At 45.3% G+C, this 23885-nt stretch carries 19 protein-coding genes; 2 read left to right on the forward strand and 17 right to left on the reverse strand.

Annotation, left to right across the window (positions count from 1 at the left end; translation table 11 throughout):
• Positions 1-2 precede the first annotated feature (2 nt).
• Positions 3-1172: a nickel pincer cofactor biosynthesis protein LarC gene (gene larC / locus BM210_RS36100; RefSeq protein WP_091164292.1), complete on the forward strand. Its 1170-nt coding sequence runs from the start codon at positions 3-5 to the stop codon at positions 1170-1172.
• Positions 1173-1341: 169 nt separating this feature from the next.
• On the opposite strand, the gene larC (BM210_RS03150) is transcribed toward larC (BM210_RS36100), so the two are convergent.
• The gene (gene larC, locus BM210_RS03150) at positions 1342-1815 is read right to left on the reverse strand and encodes a nickel pincer cofactor biosynthesis protein LarC2 (protein WP_091164293.1); all 474 of its coding nucleotides are present in this window, start codon (positions 1813-1815) and stop codon (positions 1342-1344) included.
• A gap of 186 nt (positions 1816-2001) precedes the next feature.
• Between larC (BM210_RS03150) and BM210_RS03155 the strand changes: the two genes are divergently transcribed.
• Positions 2002-3039 carry a M23 family metallopeptidase gene (locus BM210_RS03155; protein WP_091164294.1) on the forward strand — a complete coding sequence of 346 codons (1038 nt, stop codon included), beginning with the start codon at positions 2002-2004 and terminating at the stop codon, positions 3037-3039.
• 21 nt (positions 3040-3060) lie between these two features.
• On the opposite strand, the gene yunB is transcribed toward BM210_RS03155, so the two are convergent.
• From yunB to BM210_RS03235, 16 genes are all read right to left on the reverse strand, one after another.
• Complete coding sequence (gene yunB, locus BM210_RS03160) at positions 3061-3849, reverse strand: sporulation protein YunB (RefSeq protein WP_256223217.1); 789 nt, start codon at positions 3847-3849, stop codon at positions 3061-3063.
• A gap of 243 nt (positions 3850-4092) precedes the next feature.
• On the reverse strand, positions 4093-4905 hold the full coding sequence (locus BM210_RS03165) for a sugar phosphate isomerase/epimerase family protein (RefSeq protein WP_091164295.1): 813 nt from the start codon (positions 4903-4905) through the stop codon (positions 4093-4095).
• Positions 4906-5316: 411 nt separating this feature from the next.
• Entirely contained in the window at positions 5317-6189 is an 873-nt protein-coding gene (locus BM210_RS03170; RefSeq protein WP_091164296.1) for a carbohydrate ABC transporter permease, read from the reverse strand.
• 34 nt (positions 6190-6223) lie between these two features.
• Complete coding sequence (locus tag BM210_RS03175) at positions 6224-7156, reverse strand: ABC transporter permease (RefSeq protein ID WP_256223235.1); 933 nt, start codon at positions 7154-7156, stop codon at positions 6224-6226.
• A gap of 343 nt (positions 7157-7499) precedes the next feature.
• Positions 7500-8669, reverse strand: a complete 1170-nt coding sequence (locus tag BM210_RS03180) for a mandelate racemase/muconate lactonizing enzyme family protein (RefSeq protein ID WP_091164298.1) — start codon at positions 8667-8669, stop codon at positions 7500-7502.
• Between the two features lie 32 nt (positions 8670-8701).
• On the reverse strand, positions 8702-9604 hold the full coding sequence (locus tag BM210_RS03185) for a dihydrodipicolinate synthase family protein (protein ID WP_091164299.1): 903 nt from the start codon (positions 9602-9604) through the stop codon (positions 8702-8704).
• A 68-nt stretch (positions 9605-9672) separates the two neighbouring features.
• Complete coding sequence (locus BM210_RS03190) at positions 9673-10353, reverse strand: GntR family transcriptional regulator (protein WP_091164300.1); 681 nt, start codon at positions 10351-10353, stop codon at positions 9673-9675.
• A gap of 174 nt (positions 10354-10527) precedes the next feature.
• On the reverse strand, positions 10528-12843 hold the full coding sequence (locus tag BM210_RS03195; RefSeq protein WP_091164301.1) for a helix-turn-helix domain-containing protein: 2316 nt from the start codon (positions 12841-12843) through the stop codon (positions 10528-10530).
• 154 nt (positions 12844-12997) lie between these two features.
• On the reverse strand, positions 12998-14524 hold the full coding sequence (locus tag BM210_RS03200) for an extracellular solute-binding protein (RefSeq protein WP_091164302.1): 1527 nt from the start codon (positions 14522-14524) through the stop codon (positions 12998-13000).
• 328 nt (positions 14525-14852) lie between these two features.
• On the reverse strand, positions 14853-15929 hold the full coding sequence (locus BM210_RS03205; RefSeq protein WP_177237594.1) for a lactonase family protein: 1077 nt from the start codon (positions 15927-15929) through the stop codon (positions 14853-14855).
• Between the two features lie 149 nt (positions 15930-16078).
• Positions 16079-17527, reverse strand: a complete 1449-nt coding sequence (locus BM210_RS03210; RefSeq protein WP_177237595.1) for a DUF5605 domain-containing protein — start codon at positions 17525-17527, stop codon at positions 16079-16081.
• 26 nt (positions 17528-17553) lie between these two features.
• A complete protein-coding gene (locus tag BM210_RS03215; RefSeq protein ID WP_091164304.1) occupies positions 17554-19035 on the reverse strand; it encodes a DUF5605 domain-containing protein in 1482 nt (493 codons plus the stop codon).
• A gap of 42 nt (positions 19036-19077) precedes the next feature.
• A complete protein-coding gene (gene glpK / locus BM210_RS03220) occupies positions 19078-20625 on the reverse strand; it encodes a glycerol kinase GlpK (RefSeq protein WP_091164305.1) in 1548 nt (515 codons plus the stop codon).
• A 12-nt stretch (positions 20626-20637) separates the two neighbouring features.
• Positions 20638-21576 carry a transketolase family protein gene (locus BM210_RS03225; protein WP_091164306.1) on the reverse strand — a complete coding sequence of 313 codons (939 nt, stop codon included), beginning with the start codon at positions 21574-21576 and terminating at the stop codon, positions 20638-20640.
• Positions 21569-22432 (reverse strand): transketolase, encoded by an 864-nt coding sequence (locus tag BM210_RS03230; protein ID WP_091164307.1) that lies wholly within the window; start codon positions 22430-22432, stop codon positions 21569-21571. The genes BM210_RS03225 and BM210_RS03230 overlap by 8 nt, the downstream gene beginning before the upstream one ends.
• 16 nt (positions 22433-22448) lie before the next feature.
• Entirely contained in the window at positions 22449-23885 is a 1437-nt protein-coding gene (locus tag BM210_RS03235) for an L-fucose/L-arabinose isomerase family protein (RefSeq protein ID WP_091164308.1), read from the reverse strand.

Here is a 23885-nt window from a genome sequence, read left to right on the forward strand (position 1 = left end):
CGATGAAAATAGCGTTTTTTGATTGCTTTTCGGGTATTAGTGGAGACATGAGCCTGGCGGCTCTTGTCGATGCGGGTGCTGATCGTCATTACATTGAGGAGGAACTGAGCAAGATTCAGATCGAGCCTTTTTCTCTGGAGTGGAAACGTGTTAATAAAAAAGGGATTTCCGCGTTAAAAATGGACGTTATACTTGATCCACACTCCCCCCCTACCCACCATCGGCATTATTCCGAAATTGTAAAAATCATTAACAGCTGCGGCTTTAATGACCGAGTAGTCGCATTAAGCACGGCTATCTTTGAGAAAATTGCTATTGCTGAAGCCAAAATTCATAATATCCCTATCGAAACCGTTCATTTTCACGAGGTCGGTGCCATCGATTCTATTGTTGATGTAATCGGCGTTGCACTTGCTTTGGATTCGTTAGAGGTCGAGAAAATCTGGTCCTCTCCAGTACCCCTTGGCTCTGGAACGGTTCGCTGCGACCATGGGATTTATCCTGTACCCGCGCCTGCAACCTTGGAAATGATGCGTGGTCTGCCTATCGCTCCAACCTCCTATAGCATGGAAATGACGACACCAACAGGTGCTGGGATCATTGCTGGTGTAGTTGATGAATTCTCCAAGGGTTTTCCGTCGATGATCGTTGAAACAATCGGATATGGCGCCGGAACTCGTGACTTGCCGAACCAGCCGAATGTACTTCGTGTCGTTATCGGAAAAACAGACCCTTTTATTCCCAAATATCAAGTTCAGCAGCAAGAAATTCAAAGCCATGGACAAATGCAAGAGCACGAGCATCATCACAAAGAGCATGGTCATGATCATAGTCATGGTCACGATCACGGCCATAGCCACGATCACGAGCATGATCACGATCATAGCCATGGTCACGACCACAGCCACGATCACGGTCATAGTCATGATCATAGTCACGAGCATAGTCACGGGCATTCCCATGGACACGAGCATACTCATGAGCAGGAACATAGTCACTTGCGCAATCTGGATCAAGGACGTTTTCGTATGATTGAGCAGCCTCATAGCCATAGCCATTCCCACGCTCACTCTCATACGGATGATCACGATGCTGATCACGATCATCATCACAAGCACGATCCTTCCCTTCATGGACAGTGCACAGATATTCCTCCAGATTTGAAACAGTAGCTCCAATCCACTCAAACAGAGAAGGACACCCACAGGAAGATAACTCTTCTACGGTGTCCTTTTCGTTCATAGTATTTCCTTGTTGAGTTTCCATCCACTGCTTTTTTATGAATCTGTGGAGCCCTCGATACGTTGCTTCTTGCAGCTTATCTCCCTATTCCTGCCAGCACTACCTGCCCTTATTCGCAAATTGGCGTTTCACCTCTTCATAAACCTGCTTCAAAGGGACACCATGCTCTAGCGCTGCCTGCTCACATTCCTTGAATTCCGGAGCAAATTGAACCATTTCGCCGCGGTGATAGCCGATTTTCACATTGATCATTCCCCAAGGTGTAGAAACCTGCTCAAAAGAGCGTCCCAGCCTATGGCAGGATGCCCGCAAATACCGAAGGCCAATAGTTGTCGTTTCGCTAAAGATCACTTCTTCTATCGACTGTAGTTTCCGTTCATCAATCAACACGTTCAACATCATGCCGGGCCTTCCTTTTTTCATAATTATCGGAATCCAGTACACATCATTTGCTCCAGCATCAAACAACCGATCTGTAACATAAGGACAAATCTCCGGATTCATATCGTCAATATTGGCCTGAATGAGCAGCATATCCTCATCAATGTGCTCTTCACGATGTTCAAAACCCATCCTACATCCCTCTTTCCCATTCCCTTGTCCCTGTTTCAACCTTGATTTTACCAAAAATAAACTTCGTTGAGAATCTGTACCGCAAGTTTCTATCCGTGGATAAAAGCAGCACTTCCAACATAACCTACTAACACCAATTTGAGCGGACGTACAAAGCCATCATGTCCGGATATGGAGGATAACATCATGAAAGCAATCGGGATACGTTGGTTCTTTAAGGTTTTTTTATGCGTAAACATGCTGATAGGAGCGTCTTATCCGATACATGCAGCTTCAGCAAATCAACTGTCACAGCCTGCCGCAGATTCAAAAAGCTTAAGTGTTATTTTCGCTGAGCGAAAAGATTTATTCGATAAAATCAGTACGGTGACCGGAATACCTTGGTACATATTCGCAGGTATTGATCAATATGAACGCACGATTCAACTCGCGCGTAAACGCTCAAGCAGTGACGGATTGATTGCCCTATCCTTTACCGAGCTGCAATGGTGCGGCATGATGAATCCGGACCACTCAGACACCAATGAATTCAGTATCTCTTTGTTTGACGGAATTGGCAAGGATGGGTCAGGGGATGGCAAAGCAGACCGCTTGAACGAACTGGACAGGCTGTACGCAATGGCTAACTATTTATTGAAGCAAGGATCGGGAGAAGAGGACCTGAGGATCGGTTTGTGGGAGTATTATCAAAATACACGCAGTGTAGAGCGCATTGAGCAGTTTGCAAGACTGTATGCTGAGTTCGAAACGCTTGAACTTCATGAGCATACCTTCGTGCTGCCACTGAATGCTGACTATTCGTATCGCAGCACATGGGGAGCCAGCCGCGGCTGGGGAGGTTATCGTATTCATGAAGGGACGGACCTCTTTGCAAGCTATGGAGTCCCTGTGCGCAGCGCTGCATATGGCATTATTGAGGTAATGGGCTGGAATGCATACGGGGGCTGGAGAGTCGGTATCCGTGATTTAAATAATGTTTATCATTACTATGCGCATTTATCAGGCTTTAATAAAACAGTCAAAGAAGGGGATATCGTCAAAGCAGGTCAACTCATAGGATGGGTAGGCAGCTCAGGATACGGCAAGCCAGGCACTTCCGGTAAATTCCCGTCGCATTTACATTATGGACTTTACCGCGATAACGGCTTGACGGATTGGTCGTTTGACCCCTACTCTCATCTACGTAAATGGGAGCGCGAAGAGCGGATTCGTAAAAAGAAATGAAGCTATCCTGATGTGCCTATGTTATGGTTTTACAACGCTGCCAGCTTCTCCTGTTCCATGAGGAGCAGACTCCTTTGAAGGGATCAATGGCAGCTTGGGAATCGACAAGCCTGAAGGCAGCGCTGGAGTCTGACTGCTGTTTACCGGATTCCCTTTACCGTCAAAATAATATGTCGGTACATCACCCACTACAAGCGCATAGGATATCGGCACCTCAGTCTCAACCACTTCCGGTACTGTGTCCATTGGAATAATAATGGTCACCTCGGCGATAATACGAAGATACACCTCTACAAGCAGCATGTTGATGCCTGCGTTCTGATAGCGCGTGCTTAAATCAACCTTGACGGCTCCCGCAGGTACAAACTTAATAGGAATATTAGGGCCAAACGAAGCAAGAATCGGGCTGTTTAATGCTTGCCCTAAAGGGATGTGTTCAGGAAATGCCTGCAGATTGCTGAGCTGATTTTGAACGGTTTTGATCGTATCTGCTGTTATTTTCATATGCTCGGAATAGTTTAGCATGAACCCGGTAATTTTACCGTTATTATCTGTTCGCCAATCGATCAGTTTTTCAAAATTGGTGCTTTGCGCAATCCTGTCGGAAATAACAGAATTGATTGCTTGCGTAGCGATCTGTTTGACACGGATTTTTGCCAGGCTGGCTAATGGCGGCTTTAAATTTTTCTCAATATAAATAAACATTTGTAATGAAAACAGCAATAGAATGAGTGCGATCACGATCAGATTGCGTTTTAATTTTTTGGTGCCAACGGGTTTGCTTTTCCACTTACGCTTCAGCACTAGCATGGATGGGGCACCTCCTAAGCTGATTTCACTTCTTTTGTAACAGGCAGCTCTCCAAATCTGCAATTAGCATGTACTCCTTAAAGCCTATGCCAATCCCAAATGAAAAAGAAGAAAAGAAATATACAACAAAAAGAGCCGCTATAGTGAACTGCCCCACTTGTTAGACACAGCTTAACAAAGGGTGGAGAAGTTCGTAGTTACACGGCTCTTTCTTAGTTCATGATCACACAGGAAATTTACAATCTACCCCCGCTGCTTAAGGACAAAATCACGCGCATCGCTGGTGTAGGGCTCCTGTGCATTTTCTAAGGTTACATATGATAGCGGCTTATATTGGTTCAGCAGTTCAATAAACATCGGATAGTTCAATATGCCTTGACCCGAAGATACGACTTGAAGTATGCCGTTCGCATCCAGCTTAATATCCTTGGAATGTGCGCTGACTACCCGATTACCCAGCAGACGGAACGCCTCCTGCATAATCTCATGCTGCTGTTCATAATTTTCCTGAGTCATTAGATTACACGGGTCCATCACAACTCCGATATTGGAAGACGGAACCTCATCAATCAGCTGCGCCAATGCACCCGCTGTACCTATAATGTGACGTGATGCGACCTCTAGGCCGACCATAATGCCGAATTTTTCCGCTTCCTCCGCCATTTCCTCAACCGCTGAGCGCAAACGACGCCAATTCCGATCATGATCATCGATTACAGGCACGCCCGTTTCGGTTGCAACAATCGACGCACCGAACTGACGAGCATAACGCAAATGCTCCTTGAAGCGGTCTACATTATGCCGCCACTTGGCATCGTCAAGTTCAATTAGATCCATATAACAGCCCAGTACAGGAATGCCTACTCCCTGTTTGTCAAAAGCCTCACCAATTGCGTTAGCCAAGCCGGGACTTAGCTTACCCAGACTGCAATCGACATCTGTAATGGCTTTGGACAGCGCCAGCTGTACATAGTTAAAGCGATAGGATGCGACCTTGGCCGCGAGCTGTGCGAAGGGCTGAGGACCTACATTATGTGCCAATATTCCAACTGACATGACTAAACACTCCATTTCCATATATCGTACCTATCCTCTTACCTGCGGATCACGAACCGCTGCAAAGTGCAGCCGCCTTTAAAAACACCTAAGTAATCATGTGCTTCTGCTTCACATAATACCAGCTTTTCAGACAGCAATAAAGCGCAAACAATCCCTTGATGGTACAAGAGATTGTTTACATATGTCATTCTGAGTGTGAGACCTTGATAAGATTAGGCTGCCCTTGTACAAAGGTAAACTTCTTTTCTCGTAATCGGCTTTTCGAAATTCAGGGTCAGCGCTGGATTAGCAATCGAATTTCGTATTTTTCTCACCGATAGGGATGTCCATCAGCAGCAAGCTATTGTAGCCATCGAAGAAATGCTAACAGGTTCCTGACTTCGGCTTCGGTTTTTACGGTTGGATATATTACCCCTTAACTGAACCCAGCATAACACCCTTAGAAAAATGCTTTTGCAGAAATGGATAAACAGCTAGTATGGGCAGGGTTGCAAACACGATAACCGCCATACGAATCGTTAAAGGTTGAATTTCGGCTTCGTCGAAGCCTGTATCCCCAATCCGACTTTGAGCCAAAATAACGATCTCGCGCAGCAGCACCTGGACTGGCCATTTGTTGTTATCGTTAATGTACATGATAGCATTAAAAAATTGATTCCAATGTGTTACCGCGTAGAACATCCCAAAGGTAGCCATCGCAGGCATCGACAAAGGCAATACGATCCTGAACAAGACACCCACATCGCTACACCCGTCGATTCGTGCAGAATCCTCAAGCCCATCTGGAATTTGCTGAAAAAAGTTTTTCAAAACAATCAGATTAAATGCGCTAATCGCATTGGGAATCATCAACGACCATAAGGAATTCGTTAAACCCATTGCTTTAACAACAAAATACGTAGGAATCAAACCGCCGCTGAATAGCATCGTAAACAGGACACCCATCAAAATAATTTGACGACCACGAAGCGTCTGCCTTGCTAATGGATAAGCCATTAATGAAGTCAGCAGAAGGTTGATGAAGGTTCCCACAACTGTAATGTAAATGGATACCATCAAGCTGCGTAGTAAAGTGTCTGTAGAGAAAATATACTTGTAAGCAGACAGGGAAAATTCCTTCGGAAACAGGATAAAGCCGCCTTTAGCTACCTCATGTGGACTTGTAAACGATACTGCTAAAATATAAATGAAAGGAAGTATAGTTGCAAGGCTGATCAGTGCGAGAAGCACATAATTCACGCTGTCGAAAATTTTATTACCCACCGTACGATCATGATTCATCGGGTTGTTCCTCCTAAGCATCTGTATGGTTCAATTAATATACGCCTTCTTGCCCGAATTTCTTAGCCATCCAGTTAGCTCCCATGACCAACACCAAACCAATCGCTGATTTGAATAAGCCGACTGCAGCGCTGTAGCTAAACTGTGATTGTGTTAAGCCCTTCACATAAACATAGGTATCAAATACTTCCCCAACCTCGCGGTTCGTTGACGTCAACATCAGAAAAATATGCTCGAAGCCGGAATCCATAAAAGTACCTAGACGCAAAATAAGCAAAATAACAATCGTTCCACGGATAGCAGGCAGCGTAATGTGCCATACTTGTCTCCAGCGGTTAGCTCCGTCCATACGAGCAGCTTCATATAATTGCAGATCGACACCAGACAGCGCAGCAAGGAAAATAATCGTCCCCCAGCCTACCTCTTTCCATATCGATTGTGTAACAATCATCGTCCTAAACCATTCAGGCTCTAGCAAAAATGCGATTTTAACACCAGTTACGTAGAACAGCAGTTCATTAATGATACCGCCCTCTGTCGTAAGCAGCATATAGAATACGCCTACTACAACAACCCACGAGACAAAATGCGGCACGTAGATTAAAGTCTGCACCCATCTTTTAAAGCGCTCTCTTCTTACTTCATTCATCATTAAAGATAACACTATGGGCAGCGGGAAAAAGAAAACCAGATTGTATATCGCTAGCAGCGAGGTATTTCGAAATAACTCCCAAAACTGAGGCTCACTGAAAAAACGATTAAAATGCTTCATGCCCACCCAACTGCTATTTAACATACCGAGATGCGGCTTATAATCCTGAAAAGCAATAATGACTCCATACATGGGTACATATCTGAAAATAATAAAGTAAATCACACCCGGCAGTAGCATAAAGTACATCCATTTGTCCCTAATTAAATCTTTCATTAGAGGACTGCGTTGAATCACTTTCTTTTGGCCTCTCATTGCATTTGCTTCAATCTGCGTATTCATGAGTTGTCCTCCTGACTAATATCGTTAAGCCTTTTTCTATTTCTAATTATGTTTGGGTTTGCCATAACATGCTATAGTTTGAATTTAACTTGTTGTCTGGAAGCGAGGAAATGCTTGATATATAACGTTTTTTTACTCTAAAAGGCGATTTCAACCGGTATTGTATAGATGTATTGAAAGTAATAAAAGCAGCCGGCTTTTTGAGCTGACTGCTTTTATTTTAATAACCTGTTTATCACTCACTCATTCGTATATGGCTTACTGCGTAAAATTCGGTTGCTGCTTAACATCTGTTCCTGATTTAGATTACAGGTTTCTACGATTTGGTTTGTGCGGTACGATCCTGCAATTGGTGGACAGATATCGTTCCCCAGCTCAGATCATCTACACGGTATTGCTCGATCAGGTTCCAATCCAGCTCCATCCCGAGTCCTGGTAAATCCCGGCCAGGAACTATTAAGTAACCGTTCTCATATTTCACCGGATTTTTCACAATATCTCCGATATACAATTCAGGACCGGTAGGGTCCGATGTATAGTTCAAATTAATTAAGGAGCTTCCCAGATGGGCCATCGCTGCGGTTCCAATCGATAATTCTTGTGTCGTTCCCATCAGGCAGCCTTTTCCAGCTACCTCTGCTGCTGCAGCTGCCTTCCTAGCACTCGTCAGTCCACCAATAAAAATAGGTGAAATATTAAATATATCTACGGAATCATGGCGAATCATTTCGTATTGCTGACGAAAGCTCCATACATGCTCACTAACCAAGTGGTCCGATTTCATCCGAAAATGGTGCAGTCCATCGAAATCATTTTGTACGGCTGGGCTTTCCACCATTTGAAAATCATACTTGGATAAACGTTTAAGCGCCTGCAGCGCCACCTTCCAATCCAGCAAATGGCTAAAATCGAGCGACTTGATCGTCACCTTGGAGCCAAATTCACTTTTCACACCATCGAGAAAAGCTTCATCCGCATCCAAATTTTTACCGACATATAAGCGGTATGTATCAAACCCTTGGGCCAGACGCTCCCGGACAACCGCAAGGTTCTCTTCAACCTCCTCCATAAATCGATGCCTAAAGATCGGGAAACAAACCTTGATCCGTTCCTGAAGGCGACCGCCTATAAAATCAGCTACGGATATATTCAAAGCTTTGGCGCAAAGATCATGCAAAGCTGCATCGACGCCGTTGCGAATAAAATTACCTTTTTCATAATAAAACATCGCTTCCGGGAAGTTAGCCGTCAGTTCTTTATTAATTAACGAGATATCAAATGGATTTTTGCCCACTACAATGTCCCTTAGAGAATGCCTTAAATCATCGACATTCAGCGAATAGTGGGGAAGATGTGAGAAGTCCGACATTTCCCCGATTCCCGTTACTCCTTCATCTGTCATCAGCTCAACAATTACATGCTTACTCACGAATCCTGTTGTTCTTGGTATGCCGACTACCGTTAAACGAATATCTGAAATTTTCATCCTGCTGGCTCCTTTTTGATCCATATTATGATTTACTTTAATCCCCATAACTTCAAAATTTCTGTTACTCTGCTTTTCTCGCTGTCCGTAAGTAATGCGATCGGCGGTCTAACCGCACTGCTAGAAATCAAACCCAATTGATACATAGCTTCCTTTACTACACTGACATTGTTGCCGTTTTTGTTGCTTTCACGCAGCTCCTCAAAGGGTAAAATATCTGTCCACACTTTCATTGCCCGCGGATAATCGCCAGATTGAAGCGCTTCCAACATAGTAAAAGAACGCAATACATCGACATTGACCATTCCGGATGTAAATCCTTCGGCTCCAGCCGCATAAAAGGAAGGTGCCCACATTTCTGCTGTACCGCAGATCCAGACGATATCCTTTTTCACAGCTTCAACAGCTTTTCTAAAGGCTGGAGGATTATTTACGGCATATTTGACAGCTATCACATTGGGTAGCTCTGACACCTCAGCCAATACCTCCGGGGTAATCTGCTCGCTGCGTACATACAAGATCAACGGCAGCTTGGTTGATGCTGCAATTTGTTTATAGTAAGCGATTAAGCCCGCTGGCAGCAGATATGGATGTACTGGTTGGTGAACCATAATCCCGTCTGCCCCGACCTGCTCGGCATTCGCGGCCAACTCGCTGGCAGTTCTTGCATCATAACCAACTCCAGCGATAACAAGACTGCGCTTAGCTATGGTCTCTGTAACGAAGCGGGTTACTTCCTTTGCTTCACTCACCGTTAACGCGTAAAATTCACCCGTATTACCACAAGGATAAATCGCCTGAATACCTCGATCCAGCAAAAAATCCACATTACGTTTTAGTGAGTCCCAGTCGATCTCCAGCTGATTGTCAAACGGGGTGACATTGATTGCATTAATTCCTTTAAGCTTGGATTGAATAGAATGATAATTGCTCATAGACATTTCGCCTTCTTTCTTATATGTGTAAGCATGCTGTTGCTATATGTAAAAGCTAGCTGCTTATCTTATTGGATAGTGTCCCCGCTTTCTTTAATAAATACGATCGTACGCCGAATATGAGAGATCATCGCGTGCTCGGCGCCATCCGCATTTCTTGCACAGATTTGCTTATAAATCTGCACATGCTCCCGAAAGCCTCTCTCCAGCTCATCTTCATGAGACAATGCCTTTTCGCGGAAAGATCGATCGAACGAGTGAATAGCTTCAATCTGTTGAAAAATGTAGTTGTTCTTTGCGTAAGCGCGAATCCTTTTGTGGAAATCCGCATTAAGACTTAGCAGCTGTTCGACGTTTTTTTGCTCGGTGTACAACTTCATTTGATCGACAACGACACCAAGCTGGACAATTTCCTCATCAGATATTTTTAAAGCAGCCAGCCTTGCTGCCACTCCCTCTAATGCTGACCGTGCCCAGTTAATTTCTTCCACGGAATTCATGATGTCACTGGAAACGAAAGTCCCTCGTCTTGCACTGGTCGTAACGAGGCCTTCCTGTTCCAAGCGGCGAAGCGCCTCCTTCAGCGGTGTCGTGCTGATTCCATACAGCTTGGCCAATTCCCGTTCCTTCAGGTGATGGCCTGGCTTGTATTGCTCGGATATGATAGCATCCTTCAGTCTTTCATAAACAACATCGCGAATCGATTTCGTTTGTATGGCATTCTCTTCTACCGTCGGGTGGGATTCCATTGCTGTAAGCCTCCTTCCATTGTTTAAAGTATATCTAATATCTGATATATCAGATATTAGATTAATATCGGAAACTCGTCAACCTTTTTTCTTCATTTCACGCACAAAAAACCGGTCTATAGGTTATAGACCGGTCTTGTCGGATAAAAAAATGAATTTTCAGCACATCCATCTTCATAAATCCTTGTTATACTGATCCCGATATTGCCCCGGAGTCATATCGACGATTTTACGAAAAGTACGAATAAATGCCGTTGTATTGGTATAATTTAGCTTCTCAGCAATTTCAGAAATTTTCCAGGATGTATTTTCCAGCCAATTTTTAGCTATTGTCATTCGATATTCGGCCAAATATTCACTAAAATTGACATTCATTTCCTTTTTGAACACCCGACTTAAATAGACCGGATGGAAACTCAATATAGACGCGCATGCCTCCAAAGAAATCTCCTGGTCATAACGTTCATGAACCAGCTTGATCATCTGATTGGCAATATTCATGTATTGCGACTCCGCCTGTTGATTGGAGAAGCTGATAATCGGCTCGAACAGCTCAGCCTTAAACCACTGTATAATCGACTCTAGTGTAGTCAGCTTGAGGAAATGCTCTATCGTTGCTTTTTTGCCAAGCACATGCTTAACCGAGCCACCCTGCTCCTGCACCAAATGAAATACTTTGGCAATGAGCTGCATCATCAGTACTGGATATTCATTAAAATGAATCCCTTTTTCGACAATCGCTGCGATATATTTATCAAAAATCCCATCCACGGCTGCTCGATCACCAGATTTCAAAGCGTTACCCAACTGATCCTCCATCAGCTTCAGCTGTGTATACACCGTGACCTCCATCATTTTCTTGCCGGCATCGATGTCCTCATAATGGATGATAATCTCCTGTCCCAAACTCATTCGGCACTTCAACGCCTCTAGACATTCTCCATAAGCCAAAACTGACTGCGTCACACGCTCAAAGGGCCGACTAATCCCGATGCTAACGGGAAGCTGCAGAAATTCATGCACCTTGGCTTTAATTTGCTCTGCGATTTCATAAAACTGCTGCTTCAGCTGAGCGTCATTATCATAGGAACTTAGCAGCAGCGTTACCTGCGATTGATTCAGCAAAATGGGGCTGAATCGATCCTCCTTGGAAATAATCTCACCTACAATATTATTAATCGCAAACAGCAGAAGCTCCTTATCGTGCTCCTGATAACGCGTTTCCTGCAAGGAATCAATCTGTACGGCCAATACACCGAGCCGTTTCCATTCAGTAGGAAATCCAAAAATTTGCGAACGGTAAGCAAATTCACTATCAGATAGCTGTCCTGCAAATAACTTCAGCATAAAAAATTCCTTCAGTTGACTGAATTGCCCAATAACCTGCTGCTGCAGCATTTTCTCTGTGCTGAACAGGGTGGTGAACCTTTTTTCAATGGACAAGAATTCATCTTTGTTATCCTGGCCTTCGATCTCAATTGCCTTCGTAAACTCAAACAACCGCTTAATCGGCGAATACATTTTTCGGCTACCATACAAAGCGAACAAGCCAACCAGCACAAAAATGATCGAACACGCGATAAACGTGATCCAGGCGATTTTGCGTGATTGCTGGGTGATGTCCTTGATCGATACGGCAGATACATACATCCAGCCGTTAAAAGGCGAAGACCGGAATGTAATACCAAGCATTTTATCGTTTACTTCCGCATTAAAAAAACCGCTTTCTTCATTGGTCTCAGCTATATGCTGGGCTACCATAGTATGAATTTCACGATTTCTGCCAATCATGCTACCTTCTGCAAGAAAATCGTTTCCATTTCTATCGAGTAAGAACACTTCCCCCAGTTTGTTATTGGAGGACAGCAGCTCTCTGAGCTCACTGTTGCCAATTTCTACAATTAACAGCCCCTTCGGCTGTCCCTTTGTTGGAATAGGGATCTTGTAGATCATCCTGATAACCTTGGAACCAATGCTTGCATCCTCGGAGAATACCTCTGTAGTGCTGGCTCGTGTATCATTATTCATAAGATTACCGGTCACCCAAAATAAGCTGTTTGGGTACTGAGCATACGAAGCCATTCGAGCGTTATCTGCAAATGTACTGAATTTGCGAAAAATGGAGAAACTGACAAGCCAATCGTTCTGCAGATTGACTAGATAAGCTTCACGTATGCCTGTATACGTTTGCAAACTAAACAGGCCCTTGGATAAATCTCTGATTTCAATAAAGTCGTCTGTGCTCAGATCTTTGTTCATGGATTCCACAACTAGCGGAGAATTTAAATATTGCAGGGAAGTAAACTCCAGTGTCTTCAAAACTTGCTCTATGCGCATTTGCGTTTGCAAAAGCACCTGCATATTGCCTTCCTTGACCTTTTCCTCAATATCGCCAGAAGCAATATAATAAGAAATCAGACCGATCGAGATGACAGATATTGCTGCGAGTATAAAGCTGAAGCCAAGAAGACGCAGCAAAAATTTGGGCATCGGACGACCATCTCCCTTTCTTCGTAATTACTTCCTATAATAACACATTATGAGCTTAGCACGCCCAAAAAACCTTACCAAAGGCAAGGTTTTTTGGGCGAAATCACTCTAATGCTGCCTCATTTTTTAACCTGCTTCTACCGTTGTACCACAATTATTTCTTGTTTTTGGCAAAAGCTTCCTCATATTCTTTTATCAGGGAGTCGCCGCCAGCTTTGCGCCATTTGGCAACCTCATCAGCCCAGCCAGCATCGTCAATTTTACCTACAATGTATTTGGTCTGTGCATCTGCAATTTGGGTATCCAGTTCTTTTCCACGTTCAGAATAAGTTTTGGATGATAATGTCAATGCCGGGTTGGCTATTGCATACTTCAGACCTTCAGGCTCCATTTTATAACCCTTCATGGCTAGTTCTGTATCCTTAAGTGGTGGTACATTATATGTTTCAAAGTTGATCAGATTATCGCGGTAAGGCTTCACTTCACGGTTAAAGGCTGTAAGATCGGTCCATTCGACAAAGCCATTGTCAGCTTTCTTGTGGTGAACGCCTTCAATACCGCGTTTTTGCAGGAGAGACATGTCTTTATCCAATAATTTATCCAGGAATGACAACAGTTGTCTCACTTCAGCTTCATTTTTCACTGTTGATTTAGGGAATGCAAGGAATCCGTTGTTACCAGACTGACCGGAAATTCTTGGACCTGATGGTCCTTCCCATGAAGTAATATCCATCTGTGCAGTGCTCACTACTTTTACAATACGGTCTTGAATATTCGCTGCGTTGGTAGCTACGCCGTTGATCTTGATAACGGCACGACCGGATTCGAATTGTTTATCCATTTCCGTGGCATCCAAAGCCGGGAAGTCCTGATTGATCAGCTTTTCCGAATAAAGCTTTCTAAACAGCTTCAAAGTATCGACAAATTGTGGAGTCAAAAATTCAGGTGTGAATTTCCCACTTCCATCTACGCCCCACTTATTAACTCCGCCTTGGCTTACTGATAGCCTACTCAGGACGGAGTTCGCACCGTCATTATACTTTTTGTCCAGCATGAATCCGTACGTATCTTTTCCGTTCTTTTCTGATAGCGTTTTCACAACATTGTACCATTCATCCAATGTTTTCGGCATTTTCAAGCCCGCAGCATCCATCAAATCCTTGCGGTAAATAACAGCCGGACGGCCAATTTCACGATAGTTCGGTATTCCGTAAAGCTTACCGTCGATTTTAATATTTTCATAATATTGTGCATTTTGTGCAGCCAAATTTTTGTAGTCTTTTAAATAAGAGCCAATTTCCCAGAATTGATCGGACTGAGCCGTATTGATAATAGTCGGAACATAATTGACCTTCAAAATCTTCGGTAATTCATTAGAAGCAATCATTACATTGATTTTTTCATCATACGTCGAGTTGGGTACCCATTGAATACTTAATTTAGTATTCGTATATTTCTCAATCGCTTGTTCAATCGTATTACCCTTAGCCGGTATGTCACCAACTTGAGGCATCACAATCGATATTTCTACAGGTTTGGTATCTGCCGGTTTAGTATCTGCAGGCTTAGCCGCATCTGTCTTCTTACTTGCAGGTTGATCTCCTCCACAACCTGCCAATACCCCCATCGCCATCGTAATCGTACCGACTGCTGCAAACCATTGCCTAGGTGTCCTGTTCATTAAACCATTACCCCTTTTCCTACTATAGTTTTGCAAATATGCCTACCTCATAATCGGATGAAACTACAAGTTCCCGCCCGATATAAGCTGAGTATATCGTCATGCTCCATTACAAACAATCCTCTTTATTTAACTTGTTGCGATCCGTGTCTAATCCCAGTCTTATCAAGGGTTTGCGAGTGCATAAACCAATCTAATGAGTATTGTTGTTTCTCTATAATAGCAGATTCGTGTGGGAAAACCCCTATTAATGAAAAAAGCTGACTCCCTTTTTAACAAAGGAAACCAGCTTTTATTCAAAATTAACATCCTAAGCTGCATCAATAAACTATGGCAGTTTATAAAAGCGCACGCAGGTCGGTTGAGGCATCGTAATTTGCTGTCCAGTTGGCGTCAGCTTGCCGCTGTCCGGGTCTACCCGGAACCAGTACACCGAGTCTGAGTCTTTGTTGGCTGCAATCAAGAATCGTCCACTTGGCGTCAAGCTGAAATGCCGAGGATGCTTGCCCAGGGTGGACGTATGCTGAAGCAGGCTCAGCTTGCCGCTTAACGGATCGATCGCGAATACGACGATGCTGTCATGTCCACGATTCGAACCATACAAATAACGTCCACAAGGAGATATCTGAACTTCAGCCGTAGAGCTCGTTCCTACAAAGTCTTCAGGCAGCGTGTTTACCGTTTGGATGGACAGCAGCTTGCCAATCAGTCGCTCATAAGAGAATACCGTGATCGTGGAGCTAAGCTCTTCGATCACATAAGCAAAATTGCCGGATGGATGAAAAGCAAAATGGCGCGGGCCTGCACCAGGGTTAACAGCAACCTCGTCGTGAAGCACCAATTTAGCACCTTGGCGATCTAAACGGTACACCATAATTTTATCCAGCCCTAGATCAGGAACAATTACAAACTGATCGGACGGATCCGGAAAAATCGAATGTGGATGAGCAGAGCCCTGACGATCGGCTACAACACCGCTTCCCCCGTTGTGATGCATGCTGCCGCAGAGCTCGCCAATATTCCCATCATCTTGCAGCTTGAATAAGGAAACATTGCCTTCTCCATAGCTGACAGTCATCAGAAATTGCTCGCCAATATCCGTATTGATATGAGTGGCAGACTTGTCTGCCCCATCCTGGCTGCTCGCCAATGTCAGCTTACCTGTAGTCTCGTCGATCTGGTAAGCATAAATAACTGATGTTGGTTGCCCTTCATAAGCCTGCGTAAAGGAATAGAGCTTCTTATGCTTATCACTGACTTTAATGAAGGTGGGATCCTTCAGACCTGAAACAGATTCAATAAAAGTTAACTGCTCCGTGTCCTCATCAAACTGGTACGAAAAAATACCAGGTAGTTCCTTTCCTGTATAGGAACCCAAATAAATCACATAGTTTGAGCTTTCCAAAAGACCCACTCCATTCCATGGTAGAATTGTTCTTCACTATTGTAACCTAATTTCCTTGTGAAGTCCTCTCCAAGCATGGCAAGAGGGAACAACTCGCTTCAGCCATCACATTGTGGGTATTTGCACTCAGGCGAAATGTTTTACAAGCTTTAAACAACAGTAATCCGCAAAGCTAAATACGATTTACCCGGGAGAGCAACCTTGCAGCTTCCCTGGTATGTATGCGTAAGCCGTTCAATTCGCATCTCCCACGTATCAATAAGATCAATATGGAAACAACGATGCTCTGGAAGCTGTAGTTCCCAATAGCTTGGTTGGCTGCGCCCAAAATAAATCCAGAAGCAGTTGCGCTCTCTCTCAGCTTCCCATAAGTCTGCCTGCCCTGCTTCCATCAATTCGCGTAAAAATTGAATTCGCTTCGGACTATCCCCAACCAACCTACCACCACGGGAAATCCACGTTCCGCCGCCTTCACTTTCATAAGCTTCGCCATGTGACGCATATCCGCCCCGGACCTGACTTTCCCAAATTCTCCGCAGCATCTCCTCACCCGAGATATTGCCCCACCTGCGAATGGCATTTCCTTCATAACAGCATTCATCGACAACGACAGGTTTGCCGTATGTATCAAGCCAGCTGGTCGTCCATGAAGTTTCCCAATGCTGAATACTTTGATGCGTTACCCAAGGCTTGGAATAATCATAAGTGGCCGTCCGTTCATAATCGTACATCTTCGTTCCATTATGGATGGAGCGCAAATGGCCATAGGGATCCAGACGCTGCACAGTTTGCAGTAACCGATCCCAGTCATTCATCGATTTATGAATATTAAAATCAAATTCGTTAGCAATCGACCACCATACGTTTCGGAACGACGACAGCCGGGCTATTACATATTTCAAATAAGCTGCTTCCACCTCTATATCAAGCTGTTCAAAACCCCAAACGCCTTGATCATAGGGATGAAATAAAATAATATCAGCTTCAATGCCAAGCCGCTGCAAATCCTCAAGCCTTTGTTCCATATGCGCAAAAAAATCCGGGTTAAACCGCTGTATATCGACACCAAACTCCCTGCTGCCAGCAAAAGCAAGCATAGAAGGATTCATTTCCCCAGTGGGCAGTATACACATTCGAACCTTATTAAACGGCGAAGCAGCGAGTACAGTTAAGGTTGTCTGCTCTTGTGCTTCATCCCCGTGATGAAACCAATGATACAACGTCGTACCAAATGGCAAATAAGGTGTGCCATCCCTATAGATGAACCTATATTTATCTTTTACGCTTACAGGACCATGGTTATTTCCAATGGGAGCTGTAACCTGAAGTTGTCCATGCTGGGCATCCAGCTCCTTACAATTACTAAAAGTCACATAGCTCCAAGACCCTATCGCATCTGGCATAAAACGAAGCTTATATATACCGCCGCCATCGTAAAAACCATCTGTTTTCACCACACGGTTGTGATGCCTGAATTCGGCGTGGAACATAATCTCCCGAAAGGGATTACCGGTGTCCGGACCGTGAAAGCTGCGTTCATAACGCGCCCAGCATTCCAGCGTATCTGAAGCAGCTCCGATTGTATTCTTATTGTACATTTTATCAACTCCGATCTACCCTCTGTTTACCTTTTGGAATGATCCTTCGTATAATTGTCTTTCTGTTCAGCATGCTGGATCACTGAACTCAGCTTCTTATTGTAGGACGATGATTCTGTAAAAGCTTCAATACCCGCGCCTTTTAAGGATAGGTCGTATTTCCTTTTGGACATGATTTCTTGCGGGTACCATCTGCTTATGCGTAAAGCATGAAAAGGAAGCGTCGGCAGATTCACCGCAATATTTTGGTCAAAAATACCCACCACAGCAGTAACGGTCATATTCCATACATCGATGATTTCTACTGTATAACGGCCTTCAGGCAATTGAAGCTGTCTGGAAGGAAACCTATGAATGCCAAAATATTGCAAATAATACTCTCCTTCACAACCAACTGTTGCTGCATCATAAAAAATCGGCATATATCGAAGCCCGAGTGGAGCCTCCTCCAGAATTCTGCGCAGAAAAGCAATTCGCGTTACAGCCGAGCCCTGCAGACAGCCGCCATCATTGTGCCAGCTGCTCCCATCCGGCAGAAGAAACATTTCGCCATACCCAGCATATCCGCCTCTGCAAACACTTTCCCAGATACGGTTGGTCATTTCTTCACCTGGTAAGCTTCCCCACAGCGTGGAAGCATCCCCTTCACAGCCGCACGCCTCCATCAGTATGGGCTTCCTATGCAATCCCGCATAATAGGATACTTGGCTTGGGTCCATGCCCTGCAGGCTGACATGAGTCAAACCTCTGTTTCCATAATCGCTCAAAGGATTCGTACTATGGATAGTCACAAGATGATGGTAAGGATCCCGATCCTCCAGAATGCGAAGAAGCTTCAGCTTATTGAGCTCCACTGAAGCTTGCTCTCCTCGAATAAGCAGTGACCACCAAACATTGCGATAGGCAGCCAGCCTTGTTACGGTCTGCTGTACAAAAGCCGCAGCCTGCGGCTCTTCAATCCCGCAATCCAGCAATAGCTCAGCTTCCACACCCAAACTCATGAGTCGGACTAGCACTTCCTCAATCACGGTGAAATCGTCAATACTATTGTCCAAACAAAATCGAATTTTATTAAATGGAGCTTGAGCAATGGAAGCTATCGTCGATTCAACTTGAGCTTGCCCAAACCCGTTCAGGCAGGTCGTACTGAATGGATAATATGGTGTGCCGTCGGCATAGCAAAAATCCTTGTCGCCGATAATGCCAACAGGTCCTGAATTGCCCTCTCGTGGCGCGGTACAAAAAATTTTCCCAGTACTCCTCCCACTAATCAAGTCCATTGATCCAATGCTTACTTCATACAACCATTCACCCGGTTCATCCGGCATAAAACGAACCCGATACTCGCCTGAGCTATCGATAAAGGCAGTAACTTCCCTGACTCGGCTGCCTTTTGAAAAAATGACCTTACCTTCAAGCATTCCTCCAAGCTCTCCATGCTTACCCACTATAGTAGGCAGGATCAGCTCCAAGATGTCCCAGCACTCAACGTGTTGTATCTGTTCCATATCCCGCTTCGTTCACTTCCTTTGCTATGTTGCCTTACCGGTTTAGGAAATAACGGCCTGCACTGCTTTTTGCCAACCCTCATGAAACGCATCACTCACTCGTTTATCCATCGTTGGGGTATACCCGATTGAGGCCCTAACCAGTCCATGCAGCTCATCTATGCTGTTCCAATAACCGATACACAGCCCGCCAAGAAATGCCGATCCGATAGCAGATAACTCAGCAGCGGACGGTTTCACGATTTCAGCCTGCAGCATATCAGCCTGAAACTGCATTAATAGTCGATTTCCGGCAGCACCTCCATCCACTCGCAGCTGCACGATGGGAACACCGGACTCTGCCTCCATTAATGCTACTGTATCACGAACCTGGTAAGCGATGCTTTCCATCGCCGCTCTGATGATATGGCTCTTGCCGCTGCTTCGGCTCATGCCGACAATGGCGGCTCGAGCATGGGGAACCCAATACGGTGCGCCAAGCCCTACAAATGCAGGTATCAAATATACGCCTTCATTATCTGAAAGTGCCTCAGCCTGCGCTTCAGCTTCCGAATAATCAGTAAACAGCCCGAGTTGATCACGCACCCACTTCATGCAATCGCCTGTACAGTGAATAATCCCCTCCAATGCATAATTCACCTTGCCATCCATACCCCAAGCTATCGCGGTAACCAGTCCATTCACCGATGCAACAGGCTTCTCGCCAATATTCATCATCACCGAGGTACCCGTTCCATAGGTAGCTTTGGCCATGCCGGGCTGGTGGCACAGCTGCCCGAACAGTGCAGCTTGCGAATCTCCGATAACCCCCGAGATCGGAATGGAATCCGCGAATAGTTCCGGATCTGCTGTGTAGCCGTAAATCTCATTACTGGATTTGACCTGCGGAAGTCCAAGATTCCCAACACCAAAGATCTCGATTAATTCCTCATCCCATTGAAGCGTATGAATATTAAACAAGGAGGTCCGGCTTGCATTCGTATAATCTGTTGCATGAACAGCTCCACCTGTCAGCTTCCAAATCAACCAGCTGTCGATTGTACCTGCGAGCAGACGATCTGTATGGATGTTCCCCTTACCCATTGCTTTCATCTGCTGCACATGATCGCAAATCCACCGGAATTTGCTGGCAGAGAAATAGGGGTCAAGCACAAGGCCTGTTTTGGCATTAATCTGAATCTCATAGCCTTGATCGTTCAATACTGCGCATAGATCCGTTGTTCTGCGGCATTGCCACACAATTGCATTATATACCGGAAGCCCTGTTGCCGAATCCCAGACTACCGCTGTTTCCCGTTGATTCGTTAGTGTGATGACAGCAATTTGCTGCGTAGCAATCCCGCTTCCCTTTACAATCTCCTTGATTGCATGAATTACATTGCGGTAAATTTCCATCGGATCGTGCTCGACCCAACCAGGCTGCGGATAGATTTGAGCATGCTCAATGGCATACTTGCTAATGATATTGCCAGACTTGTCAATTAATAAGGTTTTGGTGCCCGAGGTGCTTTGATCGACAGCCAATATATAAGCTTGATCATGCTGCTTATAGGAAGCTGCTGAATGCTGCGATGCCGTGTTATTCTCCATGGCGTAAGCTCCTCATGTCGGCTTAACTATCCCAACAGCAATGGCGCGGATAGAGTCCACGTCAATACCGTAATGTTTGAACACTTCAGCTGTATTGCCTGTAATGGCCGGTTCATCCGGTATGCCCAGTATTTTCATCGGAACCACACAATTCTGCACCACGACCTCGGCAACCGCCGCACCCAATCCACCGAATATGCTGTGTTCTTCAACTGTTATGATATGTCCTGTCTCCTTGGCTGCCTTGATTACGGCTTCCGTATCCAGCGGTTTGATCGTATGCATATTAAGAACCCGGCAGCGAATGCTCTCCTGGGCGAGTGCATCAGAGGTATCCAACGCTACACGAACCGTTTCTCCGGTCGCAATGATCGTAAGATCCGTACCTTCTCGAAGTGTAACCGCCTTGCCTATTTCAAAAGGATAATCGTCCGACTCGTAGCAATCCTGCACAGGATTGCGTCCAATTCGCACATAAACCCCGCCTTCATGCACCGCGAGAGCCTCCGTCATTTTCTTCGTCTCGTGACGGTCAGCAGGCAGAATGATCGTCAAGCCCGGAATGGCGCGTGTTACCGCAATATCCTGAAGGGAATGATGAGACATGCCCAGTGCGCCATAGCTAACCCCACCGCTGATCCCAATCAGCTTAACGTTCGTGCCGGAGTAAGCGACGTCAACCTTTACCTGCTCAATAGCACGCATGCTAAGAAAGCATGCCGGAGAGGTGACCCAAGGCTTTTTGCCGCTCGCGGCCAAGCCTGCAGCGATACCGACAATATTTTGTTCGGCAATTCCGGTTTCCACGAATTGCTCGGGCAGCTCTTTAACAAAAGGCGCCATGGAAGCGGAGCCCCTTGAATCACTGGCGAGCAGCACGATATGACGATCCTGTCTGGCCTGTTCCAATAAGGTTTCACATAGGATTTGCCGATTAGCGATTTTATTCATGTCCGATCACCTTCAATTCTTCCGTTAATCCTGCCAAAGCCAGCGCTAGCTCCGAATCGCTTGGTACATGGTGATGCCAATGCGGTACATTTTCGGCAAAGGAAACCCCTTTTCCCTTGGTTGTGTTGGCCATTATGAGCGTTGGTTTACCGACCACCCGTGGTTTTTGATGAAGAACCTCGCACAGCTCTGCGATATCGTTGCCGTTCACTGTGATAACGTCCCATCCGAAGCTGCTCCATTTCTCATCCAATGGCTCTAGCCCCATAACCTCCTCTGTACTTCCACTGATTTGCAGCTTGTTGCGGTCGATAAAGCCGACCAAATTATCCAGCTTGTAGTGAGCTGCAGCCATCGCTGCTTCCCAGATTGAGCCTTCGGCCTGCTCCCCGTCACCCATTAAAGTGAATACGCGATAAGCTTTACCATCCATCTTGGCCGCCTTTGCCATCCCGACCGATATCGATAATCCATGCCCGAGAGCGCCTGTATTCATTTCCACGCCAGGTACTTTATTGTTTGGATGGCCAATTAACCGCGAGCCAAAGCGGCTGAACGTCTTTAGCTCCTCTTTTGAAAAAAAACCTTTGTCCGCCAAAATGCAATACAACGACTCAACAGCATGGCCCTTGCTTGCTATAAAACGGTCACGCTCTTCCCATTTGGGGCGCGCCGCGTCCACATTCATTACATCATAATAAAGAACTGTCAAAATGTCCGCATTACATAAAGATGAACCGGTATGACCTGTCTTCGCGTCGTACACCATTTGCAGCAAATCCATGCGAATTTGAACGGCTTTTCGCTTTAAATCGTTGATACTCATTTTACTTGTACTCGTAGGGTTGAAGCTCATTTTCTCCGCACTCCTTTCACTTCCACTCGTTACCACGCAACCAAGACTGAATCTCACTTATTGTCGGATCAACCGGATCTGCGATCAAACCCGGAATATACGTACAGGCCTCGAATAGAGCGGGAATCACATCCTGATGAATACCGACGGAATGATGCACATAGGGCCCTTTTACCAGCTTTTCCTCCCATAACGGCCAATCGTTCACTTCTACCCATACATAGGAGCCTCTCGTAAATGGACCTGGAATCCCTTTGGCTCTGCCGAGAAAAATCGAGTATTCCCCATGATCCCCATCAAACCGTGCTAGTGTCATCGTGCCGCCTTTTATTTCCCCTTCATGAGTGCCGGGAGAGTGATCATCGAACAGAAAATGCTTGCGCAGCTTCGGCTTTTCTTCCACACTTAAAGAAACTGGAAAGTTCCCGCAGTGGAACAACAGCTCACCGTTCGGATTCTCAGGATGGCGTATCGTCAAATCAGCGAAAAATGTAGGTGCCGTATTCATTGAAGCCGCCTGTACCATAATGGAAGTAATCGCTCCATGGATGTCCGTTTCACAGGTAACCGGTATTTGTTCATCCGTTAAAATAGCGTTAGCGAGGCAAGGCATAATCCCAATAGCGTCCTGCAGCGAGGACCAGCATTGGATCGCAATCGCAGTGGAGTTTGATTGAATCGCGTAGCTTTTCATGGCGACCTTTAATGCAGCAATTTTGCGAACGGCCTCATCGCCAACCTCAGAATAATCGAGGGTATCTTTAATGTATTGAATAGCTTCCAATAATTCGGGACTATCCTTGGCTGCCGCCTTCAAGGAGGCGCGTTTGATATCTTCAAGCGTGATCGGATAAATCTCGATTCCGAAGCGCTCCAACAGCTCGCCCTCATTGCACATCATCGTCCAAAACGAAGTCGGTCTCGGTCCAATTTGCAAAATCCGCATACTACGGAAATGTTTGACCACATTGGCCGCAGCGACGAAATTCCGAAAGCCCCTTTTAAAAACCGGATCGTCAACATGACTGTTCGTAATATAGGTGAACGGTACATTGAAGCGGCGCAAAATCTTACCTGTAGCGAATAAACCACACTGCGTATCCCGCAAACGCATCCCATCAGCAAGCGGAGCTTCATCACGTGGTCCCCAGAGCAGTACTGGCTTACCGAGCGCTTTGGCTACACGTCCGACCATATCTTCCGTCCCAAAATTACAGTGCGGGAAAAAGACGGCATCTACTTCATGCTGTTGAAAATGCTTAATAATCTCTTCTGCATTATAAAGATCATCATAAAGCAGCCCTTCCTTATTCAAGCCCTCCAAATCGACAATTTCGATGGGAAGCCCGAAGCTTTCCATTTTTTCACGAATCAAGATTTTATATTTAAAAGCGTCCTCTGCACTGAATACAAATCTTCTTGTCGGCGCATAGCCCAGTTTAAATGTTTTCAT

The sequence above is a fragment of the Paenibacillus sp. 1_12 genome (genome assembly GCF_900114475.1).
Classification (GTDB): domain Bacteria; phylum Bacillota; class Bacilli; order Paenibacillales; family NBRC-103111; genus Paenibacillus_S.